The organism is Mycobacterium sp. 1465703.0 (assembly GCF_001672975.1).
Taxonomy (GTDB): Bacteria; Actinomycetota; Actinomycetes; order Mycobacteriales; family Mycobacteriaceae; genus Mycobacterium.
In genome coordinates, this window is sequence record NZ_LZKU01000079.1 from 1 (window position 1) to 13149 (window position 13149).

Annotated in this window: 13 protein-coding genes and 1 pseudogene; 6 read left to right on the forward strand and 8 right to left on the reverse strand. The window is 66.8% G+C overall.

Features of this window, described 5'->3' with window-relative positions; genetic code table 11:
- The 3 genes from A5625_RS07390 to aspS form a co-directional block, all read right to left on the reverse strand.
- The coding region (locus A5625_RS07390) for an aromatic acid exporter family protein (RefSeq protein ID WP_066990922.1) at window positions 1-1012 on the reverse strand (1012 nt) is incomplete at its 3' end.
- A gap of 3 nt (window positions 1013-1015) precedes the next feature.
- Entirely contained in the window at window positions 1016-1465 is a 450-nt protein-coding gene (locus A5625_RS07395) for a nitroreductase family deazaflavin-dependent oxidoreductase (RefSeq protein ID WP_066990925.1), read from the reverse strand.
- Window positions 1462-3237: an aspartate--tRNA ligase gene (aspS, locus tag A5625_RS07400; RefSeq protein WP_066990928.1), complete on the reverse strand. Its 1776-nt coding sequence runs from the start codon at window positions 3235-3237 to the stop codon at window positions 1462-1464. The genes A5625_RS07395 and aspS overlap by 4 nt, the downstream gene beginning before the upstream one ends.
- Before the next feature lie 80 nt (window positions 3238-3317).
- Here aspS and A5625_RS07405 point away from each other — a divergent pair, with 80 nt between their 5' ends.
- The 3 genes from A5625_RS07405 to A5625_RS07415 are packed head-to-tail and all read left to right on the forward strand — an operon-like array spanning window position 3318 to window position 5594.
- Window positions 3318-4199, forward strand: a complete 882-nt coding sequence (locus A5625_RS07405; protein ID WP_197516010.1) for an oxidoreductase — start codon at window positions 3318-3320, stop codon at window positions 4197-4199.
- A gap of 9 nt (window positions 4200-4208) precedes the next feature.
- On the forward strand, window positions 4209-4706 hold the full coding sequence (locus tag A5625_RS07410; protein ID WP_066990931.1) for an SRPBCC family protein: 498 nt from the start codon (window positions 4209-4211) through the stop codon (window positions 4704-4706).
- Between the two features lie 9 nt (window positions 4707-4715).
- A complete protein-coding gene (locus A5625_RS07415; protein WP_066990934.1) occupies window positions 4716-5594 on the forward strand; it encodes a neutral zinc metallopeptidase in 879 nt (292 codons plus the stop codon).
- Here the strand turns inward: A5625_RS07415 and A5625_RS07420 are convergent, their stop codons facing one another.
- Entirely contained in the window at window positions 5595-6476 is an 882-nt protein-coding gene (locus A5625_RS07420) for a dihydrodipicolinate synthase family protein (protein ID WP_066990937.1), read from the reverse strand. It lies immediately after the preceding gene.
- A 36-nt stretch (window positions 6477-6512) separates the two neighbouring features.
- Complete coding sequence (locus A5625_RS07425; protein WP_066990939.1) at window positions 6513-7307, reverse strand: aldolase; 795 nt, start codon at window positions 7305-7307, stop codon at window positions 6513-6515.
- A 76-nt stretch (window positions 7308-7383) separates the two neighbouring features.
- Here A5625_RS07425 and A5625_RS07430 point away from each other — a divergent pair, with 76 nt between their 5' ends.
- Window positions 7384-7935 carry a helix-turn-helix domain-containing protein gene (locus A5625_RS07430; RefSeq protein ID WP_066990942.1) on the forward strand — a complete coding sequence of 184 codons (552 nt, stop codon included), beginning with the start codon at window positions 7384-7386 and terminating at the stop codon, window positions 7933-7935.
- Between the two features lie 49 nt (window positions 7936-7984).
- Entirely contained in the window at window positions 7985-9595 is a 1611-nt protein-coding gene (locus tag A5625_RS07435; protein ID WP_066990945.1) for an MFS transporter, read from the forward strand.
- Window positions 9596-9624: 29 nt separating this feature from the next.
- On the opposite strand, the gene A5625_RS07440 is transcribed toward A5625_RS07435, so the two are convergent.
- Window positions 9625-10053, reverse strand: a complete 429-nt coding sequence (locus tag A5625_RS07440; protein ID WP_066990949.1) for a hypothetical protein — start codon at window positions 10051-10053, stop codon at window positions 9625-9627.
- An 88-nt stretch (window positions 10054-10141) separates the two neighbouring features.
- On the opposite strand from A5625_RS07440, the gene A5625_RS07445 reads away from it, so the two are divergent.
- Complete coding sequence (locus A5625_RS07445; protein ID WP_066990957.1) at window positions 10142-11752, forward strand: metallophosphoesterase family protein; 1611 nt, start codon at window positions 10142-10144, stop codon at window positions 11750-11752.
- A gap of 85 nt (window positions 11753-11837) precedes the next feature.
- On the opposite strand, the gene A5625_RS07450 is transcribed toward A5625_RS07445, so the two are convergent.
- Window positions 11838-12866, reverse strand: a complete 1029-nt coding sequence (locus A5625_RS07450) for an Rv2578c family radical SAM protein (protein WP_066990951.1) — start codon at window positions 12864-12866, stop codon at window positions 11838-11840.
- A gap of 43 nt (window positions 12867-12909) precedes the next feature.
- Window positions 12910-13149, reverse strand: a pseudogene (locus tag A5625_RS30015) (hypothetical protein); the annotation flags it as partial.

Below are 13149 nucleotides of genomic sequence, written 5' to 3' on the forward strand. Positions count from 1 at the left end.
CGTCGGCGAGTATCACTTGGGTTTTCTCGCGCGCGCCGGACTGCAGTTCGGCGGCGTGTTGACGCGCCGAGGCCGTGTACGCGCAGGCGCCGGCGGGATCGGAATCGGCGAGAGCGGTCGCGGCCGCCAACACCACCAGCACCGTGTGCACGCGCACCGGAAGCCACTCCCGGCGCTCGTCCACGCCCAGCGAGACGGCCCGGGCCAGTTGCAGCACCGAGCCGGCCAGCAGGGCCACGTGCACGGCCTGGTGATCGGCGGCCTCGATCGCATCGCGCAGCGCCCACCGCCGCGGTGCAATGGTGACGACGTGGTGTGCGGTGGTCCGCGCCTCGAGTAATTCGCTGAGCTGTTCATGCACCCGGTCGACGGCCGTCAGGGGCCAGTCCGGCGGCGGCTCCTTGCGCCCGGCGACGACGTCCGCGGCCCGCGACAGGACGTCGTGCAGCACGCCAAGTACGCCTACGCGGGCATTGCGCAGCACCTTGCGTGGGTCGGCGGGGAACAGCACGACGGCGAAGACGATCGCGACGGCGCCACCGATCAGCGCATCGAAGATGCGTTCCAGACCGAGCCCGCCGTGGTAGAGCGCCAGCACCAGGATCGCCGACACCACGGTCTGGTTGGCGAACATCATCCCGTGCCCGATGAACCCGCCCCCGATGAACACCGCCACGCCCAGCGCCACCAGCGCGGCGGCCGCGATGGGGATGTCACCGGGCCCGAGCAGCCCCTGCACCAGCGAGCCCACCCCGATGCCCAGGGTGACCCCGATCATCATCTGGACCGCACGCCGGGCGCGGAGTACGTTGCTGGTCGACAACGACACCGCGGCGGCGATCGGGGCGAAGAACGGCTGCGGGTGGCCCAGCAGATCGTGAGCCAGGTACCAGGACAGGCCCGCGGCCACCGCGGTCTGCACGAGGTTGAACCACACCGCCCGCAGCCGTTTGGTGCCGGCACGCGCGACGGCCAGAACCGAGGGTGGCACCGCCGGCCGCGATGTGCCCACCGGCTAGGTCCGGCTTAACTCGAACAGCGGAATGACCCGGGTGGTCTTGGCCTGGTACTCGCCGAAGCCGGGCGCGGCGGCGGTGACTTTGTCGAAGAGCGCGGCACGCTCGTCGGACGGCAGTTCGCGCGCGGTCACGTCGTATGCGTCTATCCCTGATTGGGGCAAGCCGACCTCGACGCGGGCTTGCGGGTGGGCCCGCAGGTTGTGCACCCAGGCCGGGCTGACCGGAGCGCCGGCAAAGGATCCGATGATGATGAGCTTGCCGTCGATGCGGAAATACGCCAGCGGCGACACCCGGGGCTGACCGGACTTGGCGCCGGTGGTGTGCAGCAGCAGCAGGTTGGCGCCCTCGAACTGACCGCCGACCTTGCCGCCATTGGCCCGGAACTCGTCGATGATGCCGTTGTTGAACGCGTTGAGTGCTTCGGCGTCCGGAATTTGTTCACTCATGCCTGCTCAACCCTCTTGGGCTTGGCGTCTATTCCGGATTCCTTGCGCTGCTGGGCGGTGATCGGCGCCGGCGCATCGGTGAGCGGATCGACACCGCCGCCGGTCTTCGGGAAGGCGATCACCTCGCGAATCGAGTCGACCCCGGACAGCAGCGCGTTGATCCGGTCCCAGCCGAAGGCGATCCCACCGTGTGGCGGTGCGCCAAAGGTGAACGCTTCCAACAGGAATCCGAATTTCTCTTCGGCCTCGGCGTGGTCCAGGCCCATCACCGCGAACACCCGCTCCTGAATGTCGCGGCGGTGGATACGAATCGAGCCGCCACCGATTTCGTTGCCGTTGCAGACGATGTCGTACGCGTCGGCGAGCACGTTGCCGGGATCGGTGTCGACGGCCTGTTCGTACTCCGGCTTGGGTGAGGTGAATGCGTGGTGCACCGCGGTCCATGCCCCCGAGCCGACGGCGACGTCGCCGGCCGCGGTCGCGTCGTCGGCGGGCTCGAACAGCGGCGGATCCACCACCCAGACGAACGCCCAGGCGGCGGGATCGATCAGACCCAGCCGGTTGGCGATCTCACCGCGGGCCGCGCCCAGCAATGCCCGCGACGACTTGGCCGGGCCCGCCGAGAAGAAGACGCAGTCACCCGGTTTGGCGCCCACCTGCGCGGCCAGCCCGTCACGTTCGGCGTCGCTGAGGTTCTTGGCGACCGGCCCACCAAGCGTGCCGTCGTCGGCGATCAGCACGTAGGCCAGTCCCCGGTGACCGCGCTGCTTGGCCCAGTCTTGCCAGCCGTCCAGCGTGCGGCGCGGCTGCGAGGCCCCGCCGGGCATCACCACCGCACCGACGTAGGGTGCCTGGAAGACGCGAAATGTGGTGTCTTTGAAGAACTCTGTGCAGTCGACGAGCTCGAGGCCGAAGCGCATGTCGGGCTTGTCGGAGCCGAATCGTCGCATCGCGTCGGCGTAGCTGATCCGCGGGATGGGCGTTGGAATCTGGTAGCCGATCAGCGCCCACAGCGCGGATAGGACCTCCTCGGAGACGGCGATGATGTCCTCGGCATCGACGAAGCTCATCTCCATGTCCAGCTGGGTGAACTCCGGTTGGCGGTCGGCGCGGAAATCCTCGTCGCGATAGCAGCGGGCGATCTGGTAGTAGCGCTCCATGCCGGCCACCATGAGCAACTGCTTGAACAGCTGCGGGCTCTGCGGCAGGGCGTAGAACGAACCGGGCTGCAGCCGGGCCGGCACCAGGAAGTCGCGCGCCCCTTCCGGTGTCGACCGCGTCATCGTCGGCGTCTCGATCTCGACGAACTCGTGCCGCGCCAGCACCGCACGCGCGGCGGCGTTCACCTTGGAGCGCAACCGAATTGCCGCGCCGGGGCCATCGCGGCGCAGGTCGAGGTAACGATATTTCAGCCGGGTTTCCTCGCCGGCGGGCTCGTCGAGCTGGAACGGCAGCGGTGCGCTCTCCCCGAGCACGATCAGCGAGGTGGCATTGACCTCGATCTCGCCGGTGGGTATCTCGGCGTTGGCGTTGCCTTCCGGACGAATCTCCACCACTCCGGAGACCGCGATACAGAATTCGGCGCGCAACCGGTGCGCCTGCGCCAGCACGTCGGCTTCGCGGAACACCACCTGGGCGATCCCGGAGGCGTCGCGCAGGTCGATGAAGATGACACCGCCGTGGTCGCGGCGGCGGGCCACCCAGCCCGCCAGCGTCACCTGCTGCCCGGCGTCGCTACTCCTCAGCGAACCCGCGGCGTGACTGCGCAGCACGAAACACTCCCTTTCACCAGGCTGGAACGAGTGCCCAGTCTAGAGGAGGTAATTTCGATGGCATCGCCACAGACGCTGCTATCAACATCGCCCTGGTCGGTCCCGGCGCCGTCGGCACGACGGTGGCCGCGCTGCTGTATCGGGCCGGACACTCGGTCATGGTGTGCGGGCGCACCCCACGCGACAACCTCGAACTGCGGCCCGACGGCGCCGACCCGATCGTCGTCCCCGGCCCGGTACATACCGATCCCGCCGCGGTGACCGGGCCGGTGGGCGTGGTGCTGCTCGCCGTCAAGGCCACCCACAACGAGCAGGCGGCGGCCTGGCTGGCGCGGCTGTGCGACGAACACACCATCGTTCTGGTGCTGCAAAACGGCGTCGAGCAGGTCGAGCAGGTGCAGCCGCACTGCCCCCTTTCTCCCGTCATCCCCGGGATCGTGTGGTACTCGGCCGAGACCCAGCCCGACGGTTGGGTGCGGCTGCGCACCGAGGCCGCGCTGGTGCTGCCCAGCGGGCCGTCCGCGGAGACGGTCGCCGAGCTACTGCGCGACGCCGGCTGCCGGGTGGACTGCGACCCCGATTTCATCACCGCGGCCTGGCGCAAGCTGCTCACCAACGCGCTGGCCGGGTTGATGGCGTTGTCCGGGCGGCGATCGGGGATGTTCCGCCGCGACGACGTCGCGGAGTTGTCGCGTCACTACCTCGCCGAGTGCCTGGCGGTGGCGCGCGCCGAGGGCGCGCGGCTGGCTGACGACGTGGTCGACGAGTTGGTCGAGCTGTTCCGTCGGGCGCCGGAAGACCTGGGCACCTCGATACTGGCCGACCGGGACAACCACCGGCCGATGGAATGGGACATCCGTAACGGCGTGATCGTTCGTAAAGGCCACGGCCACGGACTGGCCACGCCGATCAGTGACGTCGTGGTGCCTTTACTGGCCGCGGCCAGCGACGGACCCGGCTAAGTTATTGCCATGTTCCCCTGCGAGCGCGTCGACACCGGCTTCACCGAAACCGCACCCTTCCGGTTCCGCAACAGCGTCGACCTGGCCATCACCCCCGAGCAGCTCTTCGAGGTGCTGTCCGACGCCGAGTCCTGGCCGCGTTGGGCGAAGGTGATCACCAAGGTGACTTGGACCAGTCCCGAGCCACGCGGTGTCGGGACCACCCGCATCGTCGAGATGCGCGGCGGTATCGTCGGCAACGAAGAATTCCTTGCGTGGGAACCCTTCACGCACATGGCATTCCGCTTCAATGAATGCTCAACCCGATCGGTGGCTGCCTTCGCCGAGGATTATCGGGTGGAGGTCATCCCGGGTGGCTGCCGACTGACCTGGACGATGGCCCAAAAGCCCGCCGGCCCGGCGAAGCTGGCCATGGTGGTGGTCGGGCCGCTGCTGAACCTGGCTCTGCGCCGGTATCTGCGCAACCTGCGCAGTTACACCGACTCCCTTGCGACCCGGCAACGTTAGGAGAGCGTCATGACCTTCAACGAGGGCATGCAGATCGACACCAGCACCGCTTCGTCGTCCGGCGGGGGCGGAATGGGGATGGCCGTCGGGGGCGGTGGTCTCGGGTTGCTCATTCTCATCGGGGCGTTGTTGTTGGGTGTCGATCCGGGCCGGGTGATGACCCAGACGCAGACGAACAGCGGTGGTTACTCGGCGCCGGGATTCGACCTGAGTCAGTGCAAGACCGGGGCCGACGCCAACAAGTACCCGCAGTGCCGGGTGGTCGCTACCGGCAATTCCGTGGACGCGGTATGGCATCAGCTGATGCCGCGGTACACCCGCCCGCATGTGCGGCTGTTCACCGGCCAGGTGGACACCGGCTGCGGCCCGGCTGACACATCGGTGGGGCCGTTCTACTGCCCGGTCGACCAGACGGCGTACTTCGACACCGACTTCTTCAAGGAGCTGGTCGATCGATTCGGTTCCAGCGGTGGGCCGTTCGCGCAGGAGTATGTGGTCGCCCACGAATACGGCCACCACGTGCAACAACTGCAGGGCACGCTGGGCCGGGCCCAGCAAGGGGCCAAGGGCGCCACCGGCAGCGGGGTGCGCACCGAGCTACAGGCCGACTGCTATGCCGGCGTCTGGGCGCACTACGCCTCCACGGTGAAGCAGGAGAGCACCGGCGTGCCGTACCTGGAGCCATTGAGCGACAAGGACATTGCCGATGCACTGTCGGCCGCGGCGTCGGTCGGCGATGACCGCATCCAGAAGCAAGCGACCGGACGGGTCAACCCCGAGTCCTGGACGCATGGATCGTCGGAGCAACGGCAGAAGTGGTTCACCATCGGGTACCAGACTGGCGACCCGAGGAAGTGTGACACCTTCTCCGCCCCCGACTTGGGCTAGCTAGGCCAGCAAGCCCTGCAACTGGGCGCGGCCCTGCTCGTCGAGCGGCAGCAGCGGCGCACGCGGATCTCCGACCGGGAAATCGAGCAGCTCCAGGCCAGCCTTCACGGTGGTGGCCAGTCCGCCGGCGACGATGAAGGTGAGCAACGGCTTGAGATCGTCGTAGAGTTTCTGCGCCGTGTCGAGGTCTTGGGCACGCACCGCCTGGTAGAGGTCGATGCACGGCTGGGGCCGCAAATTCGGTGCGGCCGTGCACCATCCGGATGCACCGGCCTTCAGGGCGTCAAGCACCAGCGGGTTGCTGCCGTTGTAGAAGGGCAGCCGGTTGCCGGACAGTTCGGCGATGCGCTGCATGCGGGTCAGGTCGCCGGTGGACTCCTTGACCATGGCGACGTTGTCGATGGCTTCGAACATGCGGACCAGTAGCTCGGGAGGCATGTCGACGCCGCTGGTGGCCGGATTGTTGTAGGCCATGATCGGGATGGAGATGGCGTCGCTGACGCTCTGGTAGTGCTGGAAGATCTCGCGCTCGGTGAGTTTCCAGTACGACACCGGTAGGATCATCACCGCGTCGGCCCCTGCTTGCTGGGCGTACTTGGCCCGCCGAAGTGTCTTGGCGGTGGTCACATCTGACACCCCGACGATTACCGGGACCCGGCCGCCGACGGTGGCCAGGGTGGTGTCGACCACGGTGTCGAATTCGGGTTCCTCGAGATACGCCAGTTCGCCGGTACTGCCCAGCGGAGCGATCGCATGAACCTCGGCGGACACCAGCCGCTCCACCAGCGCGGCCAGTCGTTTGGTGTCGATTCCGTCGGTTGCGAATGGAGTCACCGGGTAGGCGATGATGCCGTGGATCTTGGGCTCAGTCGTTTGCGGCACAAAAGACTCCTCGGATTGCGTTGGTGGACTTCGGATTCAACTGGTCAATGCATCGGGATGGCGAGCCAGTGCCCGGCGGGCGTAGTAGGCGAAGTTGGCCCGGCTGCGTTGCGGCGACAGTGTCCAGTCGTGAGCCTCGCGGGCCAGCTCTTCGGGTAGCGCTTTGACGGTGCCGGCCGCCATGGCGGTCAGTTGCAGCTTGGCGGCGCGTTCGATGAGGATCGACAACGAGCACGCCTCCTCGACACTGGCACCGGCCACCACGTGGCCGTGATGCGCCAGCAGGACGGCTTTCTTGTCACCGAGGGCGGCGGTGATGATCTCACCCTCTTCGTTGCCGACCGGCACGCCCGGCCAGTTGGGCAAGAACGCGCAGTCGTCGTAGAGCGGTGTGGTGTCCATGTGGGAGACGATCAACGGGACTTCCAGCATCGACAGCGCAGCCACGTGAAACGCGTGGGTGTGCACGATGCATTGCACATCGGGCCTGGCGCGGTAGATCCAGCTGTGAAAACGGTTGGCGGGGTTGGCTATTCCTTGAACACCGGAGTCGTCGAGGACGTTGAGGTCCTCGTCGACCAGCAGCAGGTTGCCGTCGGTGATCTCGTCGAACCCCAGGCCGAGGCGCTGGGTGTAGTAAGTGCCGTCCGCCTCGGCGCGGGCGGTGATCTGTCCGGCCAGCCCGGAGTCATGCCCGGCGTCGAAGAGCGCCCGGCAGGTCAACGCCAGCTTCTGGCGGGTGGTCAACTGTGCATCGGCGACGTTCGCCGTCAACTGCTCTGCAGCGCGGCGCATCAGTTCGGACTTCGAATCAGTGAACGTGCTGGCCATTACCGGCTCCCTCGGCGCAAAGATGTGACACAATAGTAGCACTATAGGAAACCTTGTGTCATGAGAGGGTCTGCCGGTGACTGCCTTGCTGCGTGCGGTCCGCAAGCAACGCGGCCTCACCCTCGAGGCGCTGGCCCAGCAGACCGGGCTGACCAAGAGCTATCTGTCCAAGATCGAACGCCGGTGCAGCACACCGTCGATCGCAGTGGCCCTCAAGGTCGCCAAAGCCCTCGACGTCGATGTCGGTCGGCTGTTCTCCGAGGAGGCGGCGCAGGAAAAGATCACCGTAGAGCGCGCCGCCGGCCAACCCGAGGGGCAGCGCTACCGTGTGCTCGCCGCCTCACTGCTGGGAAAGTCGATGTCGCCGTTCGTGGTTCGCCCGACCGAGCAGCTGGCTGATGACCCCCATCCGGAGCATGCGGGCCAGGAGTTCTTGTTCGTGCACGCCGGCAACATCGAACTCGACTACGCAGACCAGACCTATACGCTCGGGCCCGGCGACAGTGCCTATTTCGACGCATCGGTCAGCCACAAGATCCGGGCGATCGGCGACGAACGCGCCGAAGTCGTCGTGGTGGCGCACGCCGAGCCCGGCGCCCGCGGCATCCACGACATGTTCGTGTCCTAGACTCTTATCCCCCACCGATCCCCTCACCTCTAAAACGAGCGGCCCAACCATGACTCAAGCGTCAACGGCGACCGAGGACGGACAGGGGTCGATGTGGGCGCCGATGCGCAATCGCGTGTTTCGCGCGTTGTTCGTCGCGCAGTTCGTCTCGAACGTCGGGACCTGGATGCAAAGCGTCGCCGCACAATGGTTCCTGGTCGAAGACCACAGCAGCGCCGTCATCGTCGCGCTGGTCCAAACCGCGAGTCTGGGACCGACGCTGCTGTTGGGGCTTTGCGCCGGAGCGCTGGCCGACCTGTTCGACCGGCGACGACTGCTGATCTTCCTGCAGTCGTATGCGGTGCTGGTGACGCTGGCCCTGGCCGCGCTGACATATCTCGGCACCCTCACCCCGACGTCACTGTTGCTGTTCACCTTGGCCATCGGCTTCGCCTCCGCCCTGACCGCACCGGCCTGGCAGGCCATTCAGCCGGAGGTCGTCATCCGCGAAGAGATCCCAGCCGCGGCGACGTGTGCCAGTGTCTCGGTCAACATCGCCCGGGTGGTCGGACCGGCAATCGGTGGCGTGGTGCTGGCATTGACCGGTCCCGCAGCGGTCTTCGCGATCAATGCGATCTCCTTCGCCGGGATCATCGTGGCCCTGGTGGTGTGGCGGCGACCCAAACAAGAGCCACCGGTAGAACGGGAACATTTCAGCCAGGCCATCGTCAGCGGGCTCCGGTACGTCGTCAACGGTCCGATTTTCCGCAGAATCCTCTTGCGGACAGCGCTTTTCGTGTTTCCTGCTTCAGCACTGCTGGCGCTGTTGCCGGTGGCCGCCGCAAGCAGGTGGCACCTGGGCGCCGGTGGCTATGGTGTTGCGCTGGGCGCCATCGGTTTTGGCGCTGTGCTCGCTGTCGCGGTTCCGGCGCCGCTGCGCCAGAAGGCGTCACCCAATGCGCTGTTGGCACTCTCGGCCGCCGGCTACGCCCTTGCGCCACTTGCCGTGGTCTGGCTGCCGTTCGCCGCCGCGGCGCCGTTGCTGGTGTTGTCCGGGATGACCTGGCTGGTCACCCTGACGACGTTGAACGCCGCGGCACAACTCCACCTGCCGCAGTGGGTTCGGGCCCGCGGATTGTCCATGTATCTGCTGGTTTTCACCGGATCGCAGGCGTTCGGCTCGTACCTTTGGGGTGCCATCGCCACCCGGGCCGGCCTTGATCTGGCGCTGACTTTGTCGGCCGCGTTGCTCGGTGTCACCGCACTGAGCATCACCGTTCTGCCGTTACGGCCATCCACCGGAAAACTCAGCAGGGACATCTCCCGGGCATGGCCCTCGCCGATGGTCGTCTTCGAACCCTGCCCCGACGACGGCCCGGTGCTGGTGGCCGTCCGCTATCGGGTGGAGGCGGACAAACTTCCCGAGTTCGTCAAGGCGATGAGCGCAGTGCGTCGATCGCGACTGCGCACCGGTGGGCACAGTTGGCGGCTGTATCACAGCATCGAAGAACCCGATGCCGTGCTAGAGCGGTTCACCGTGCCGTCCTGGACCGAGTTTCAGCACCAGCACACCGAGCGCTGGCTGGAGTCAGACCATGACGGGGTCGCGACGGCGGTGAGCTACACCGTCGACAGCGCCCGGCGGCACGAGTACTACCTCGCGTTGCGGGTGCACCGCTAAGCGTGGGTTGGACCCGTTCGCCGGGCTGACTAGCTGGGCCGGCAGGTGACGGTGGTGGTGGCGTCCGCCTGCGCGACCACCTCGCCGTCCACCGCGATCTCGCAGTGGAACCGGGCGGGGCCGTTGCCCGAGTCCGGCCAGTGCAGCATGCCGTTGGCGCTGATGCTCGCAAACTGCTTCGGGTTCGCCAGGGTGGCGGTGTAGGTAACCGGCGCTCCCCCGCTGAGCGGGGCCTGCACGCTGGTCGAGAACTTCGACGGGTCCGCGTTGAAAGCGTCCTGGCTGGGCGGGTCGGCGTTCACGTACGAGACGTTGGCGGTCAGATTGTTGGGGCTCGTCACGGTGTAGGTCACCTGGTGGCCATCCGCATAGCTGGTCGCGGGCGTGAGCACCACCCCTGCGGCCATCGCCAGCATTACCGCTGAGACCGCGCTCGCTGTCCTTTGCACGTTCGTCATATCGAAAACGCTACCGGATTCGTTAGCGGTGGTTTGGTGTTTACCGGCAGCTGTGCCCGCGGTTGCCCGGCTCGGGTATGAAGCAAGCATGAGCGATGACCCGACAGCGGCCCCGAAACAGGCCGATATCGCTGAAGCACCGCTGACCCGCCGCCGATTGCTGACGACCGGCGCGGTGTCGGCCGCCCTCGGCGTGGGCATCGGCGGCGGGGCCACGCTGCTGTGGTCGGAACACGCACGCTCACACGGCGCGATGCCCTGGCTGCAGCCCGACCGCAACGGCGCACCGCCGGTCGCCGGGCTGCACCTGCAATTCGGGAAGAACGCCGGCACCGAGGTGGTGGTGTCCTGGCACACCACCGACGCGGTCCGCAACCCGCGCGTCATGCTGGGGACGCCGACGTCCGGCTTCGGCCGCACCGTGGCCGCGGAAACCCGCACCTATCGGGACGCGAAGTCCAACACCGAAGTTCGCGTCAACCACGCCCGGTTTACCGATCTCAGCCCGGATACCGACTACGTGTACGCCGCGGTGCATGACGGCGCGGAACCGGAGCAGGGAACCGTGCGCACAGCGCCGATCGGCCGAAAACGCTTGCTCTTCACCAGCTTCGGCGATCAGTCCACTCCGGCGCTGGCCAGGATGCCAGACGGCAGCTACGCCACCGACAACATCGGCTCGCCGGCCGCCGCCGACACCACCATGGCGATCGAACGGATGGGTCCGCTGTTCAACCTGATCAACGGCGACCTGTGCTATGCAAACCTGGCCCAGAACCGGGTGCGCACCTGGTCGAACTGGTTCGAGAACAACACCCGCTCGGCGCGATACCGGCCCTGGATGCCGGCGGCCGGCAATCACGAAAACGAATTGGGCAACGGGCCAATCGGTTACGGCGCCTATCAGGCGTATTTCGAAGTGCCCGATTCCGGGTCCAGCCCCGAGACACGGGGCATGTGGTACTCGTTCACCGCCGGGTCGGTACGGGTGATCAGCCTCAGCAACGACGACGTCGCCTTCCAGGACGGCGGCAACTTCTATGTACACGGCTACTCCGGTGGAGAGCAGAAGCGTTGGCTCGCAAATGAACTCGCAGCTGCCCGGCGCGATCAAGATATCGACTGGATTGTCGTGTGCATGCACCAGACGGCGATCTCCACCGCCGACCGAACCAACGGCGCCGACCTGGGTATCCGCCAGGAATGGCTGCCGTTGTTCGACCAGTATCAGGTCGATCTGGTGGTGTGCGGCCACGAACACCACTACGAACGCTCGCATCCGTTGCGCGGCACGCAGGGAACCGACACCCGAACGCCGATACCCGTCGACACCCGAAACGATGTCATCGACGCCACCCGGGGGACGGTGCATCTCGTCATCGGCGGCGGCGGCACCTCAGCACCCAGCAACGCGATGTTTTTTCCCGAGCCCCGCTGCCGGGTGGTGACCGGTGTGGGCGCTTTCGATCCCGCGCTGGGGCGCAAGGCCCCGATCTACGTGCTCGAGGACGCGCCCTGGTCGGCCTTTCGCGACCGCGACAACCCTTACGGTTTCGCGGCTTTCGACGTCGACCCGGGCCGGCCCGGTGGTAATACCTCGATCAAGGCGACGCATTACGCGCTGCGCGGGCCGTCCGGTGAGGTCGCCGTGATCGACGAATTCACCCTCACCAAGCCGCGCCGCGATAAGGCCGGTTAGCGCGGCTCAGCAACATGACTGCAGCGGAATTTATCCCTGTGAAATACTTCCAAAACGGCTCCGCGGATCACTGATCCCGACTTGCTCAAAACAGCGTCGGCTGAACGGGATTCGGTGTCTGCGGGGCCGGCGTCGCCTGCGCGAACGGGCGGTGATCGCCGGCTAGCCGATACTTGGCGATCAGCGGCGCGGCTCGTTCCCGCAACGTGTCGCGATAGCTCTGCGGCAAGTAGGCACCGCGCCGGTAGAGCTCGCGATATTGGCCGACCAGCTCGGGATGCGAGCGCGCCAGCCAGGCCATGAACCACCCGCGGGTCGAGCCACGCAGATGCAGCCCGAAAACCGTCACACTGTTGGTGCCCGCCGCCGCGATCTGGCCGAGTAGCCCGTCGAGGTGTTCCACGGAATCGGTGAGATGCGGCAGCACCGGCGCGACCATCACATGACAGTCCAGCCCGGCGGCACGGATCGCGGCGATCAGACCCAGCCTCGCCTGCGGCGTGGGCGTGCCGGGCTCGACGTCCTTGTGCAGCTCTGGGTCACCGACGGCCAGCGACACCGCAACTGAGACCGGAACCTGTCCGGCGGCATCCGTGATCAGGGGCAGGTCGCGGCGCAGCAAGGTGCCCTTGGTCAGGATCGACAGCGGGGTGCCCGATTCGGCCAGGGCGCCGATGATGCCGGGCATCAGTGCGTAGCGCCCCTCGGCCCGCTGGTAGGGATCGGTGTTGGTGCCCAGGGCGACGGTCTCGCGCTGCCATGATGGCCTTCGCAGTTCGCGGCGAAGCACCTCAGCAACGTTGGTCTTGACGACGACCTGAGTGTCAAAGTCGTTGCCGCAGTCCAACTCCAGGTATTCGTGGGTGGGCCGGGCGAAGCAGTACCGGCAGGCGTGCGAACAGCCGCGGTAGCCGTTGACGGTGTAGCGGAACGGCAGCGCCGCGGCGTTGGGCACCTTGTTCAGGGCTGACTTGCACAACACCTCGTGGAAGGTGATTCCGTCGAACTGCGGCGAGCGCACGCTGCGCTGGAAGCCGATGCGTTGCAGCCCCGGCAGAGCTCCGTCCTCTACCGGTGTCCCGTTGACCGCGACGGCCTGGTTTGCCCACCGCATCCATTCATTCGAACATTAGTTCGATGGTGAGTCAAGTGTGGAGCTAGAAGGGAGGGGGCTCGCCGTCGCCGACGGCCTTAGTCAGTGCGAAATACTCCGTTGCCGAGCGCCTTTCGAGCGCTTGGCGGGCTTGGTGGTTTTGTCTGCGTTCGGTGGCGACGCGGTGGGCGCGGTCTTGGGCGCGGGTGCGGCGGCGTGTGGGCATCATTGCGGTGCGCTCAGCGCAGTGGTCGGCCGCGCGCGGAGTTGGTGGGCGGATTTCGCCGGTCGGCGCGCACAGGCT

What these genes read in the sequence shown, in the direction of transcription:
- A5625_RS07395 (WP_066990925.1), bottom strand. Translation starts at nt 1,465, where the DNA reads ATGAGTGAACAAATTCCGGACGCCGAAGCACTCAACGCGTTCAACAAC.
- A5625_RS07410 (WP_066990931.1), top strand. Translation starts at nt 4,209, where the DNA reads ATGTTCCCCTGCGAGCGCGTCGACACCGGCTTCACCGAAACCGCACCC.
- A5625_RS07415 (WP_066990934.1), top strand. Translation starts at nt 4,716, where the DNA reads ATGACCTTCAACGAGGGCATGCAGATCGACACCAGCACCGCTTCGTCG.
- A5625_RS07425 (WP_066990939.1), bottom strand. Translation starts at nt 7,307, where the DNA reads ATGGCCAGCACGTTCACTGATTCGAAGTCCGAACTGATGCGCCGCGCT.
- A5625_RS07435 (WP_066990945.1), top strand. Translation starts at nt 7,985, where the DNA reads ATGACTCAAGCGTCAACGGCGACCGAGGACGGACAGGGGTCGATGTGG.
- A5625_RS07440 (WP_066990949.1), bottom strand. Translation starts at nt 10,053, where the DNA reads ATGACGAACGTGCAAAGGACAGCGAGCGCGGTCTCAGCGGTAATGCTG.
- A5625_RS07445 (WP_066990957.1), top strand. Translation starts at nt 10,142, where the DNA reads ATGAGCGATGACCCGACAGCGGCCCCGAAACAGGCCGATATCGCTGAA.
- A5625_RS07450 (WP_066990951.1), bottom strand. Translation starts at nt 12,866, where the DNA reads ATGCGGTGGGCAAACCAGGCCGTCGCGGTCAACGGGACACCGGTAGAG.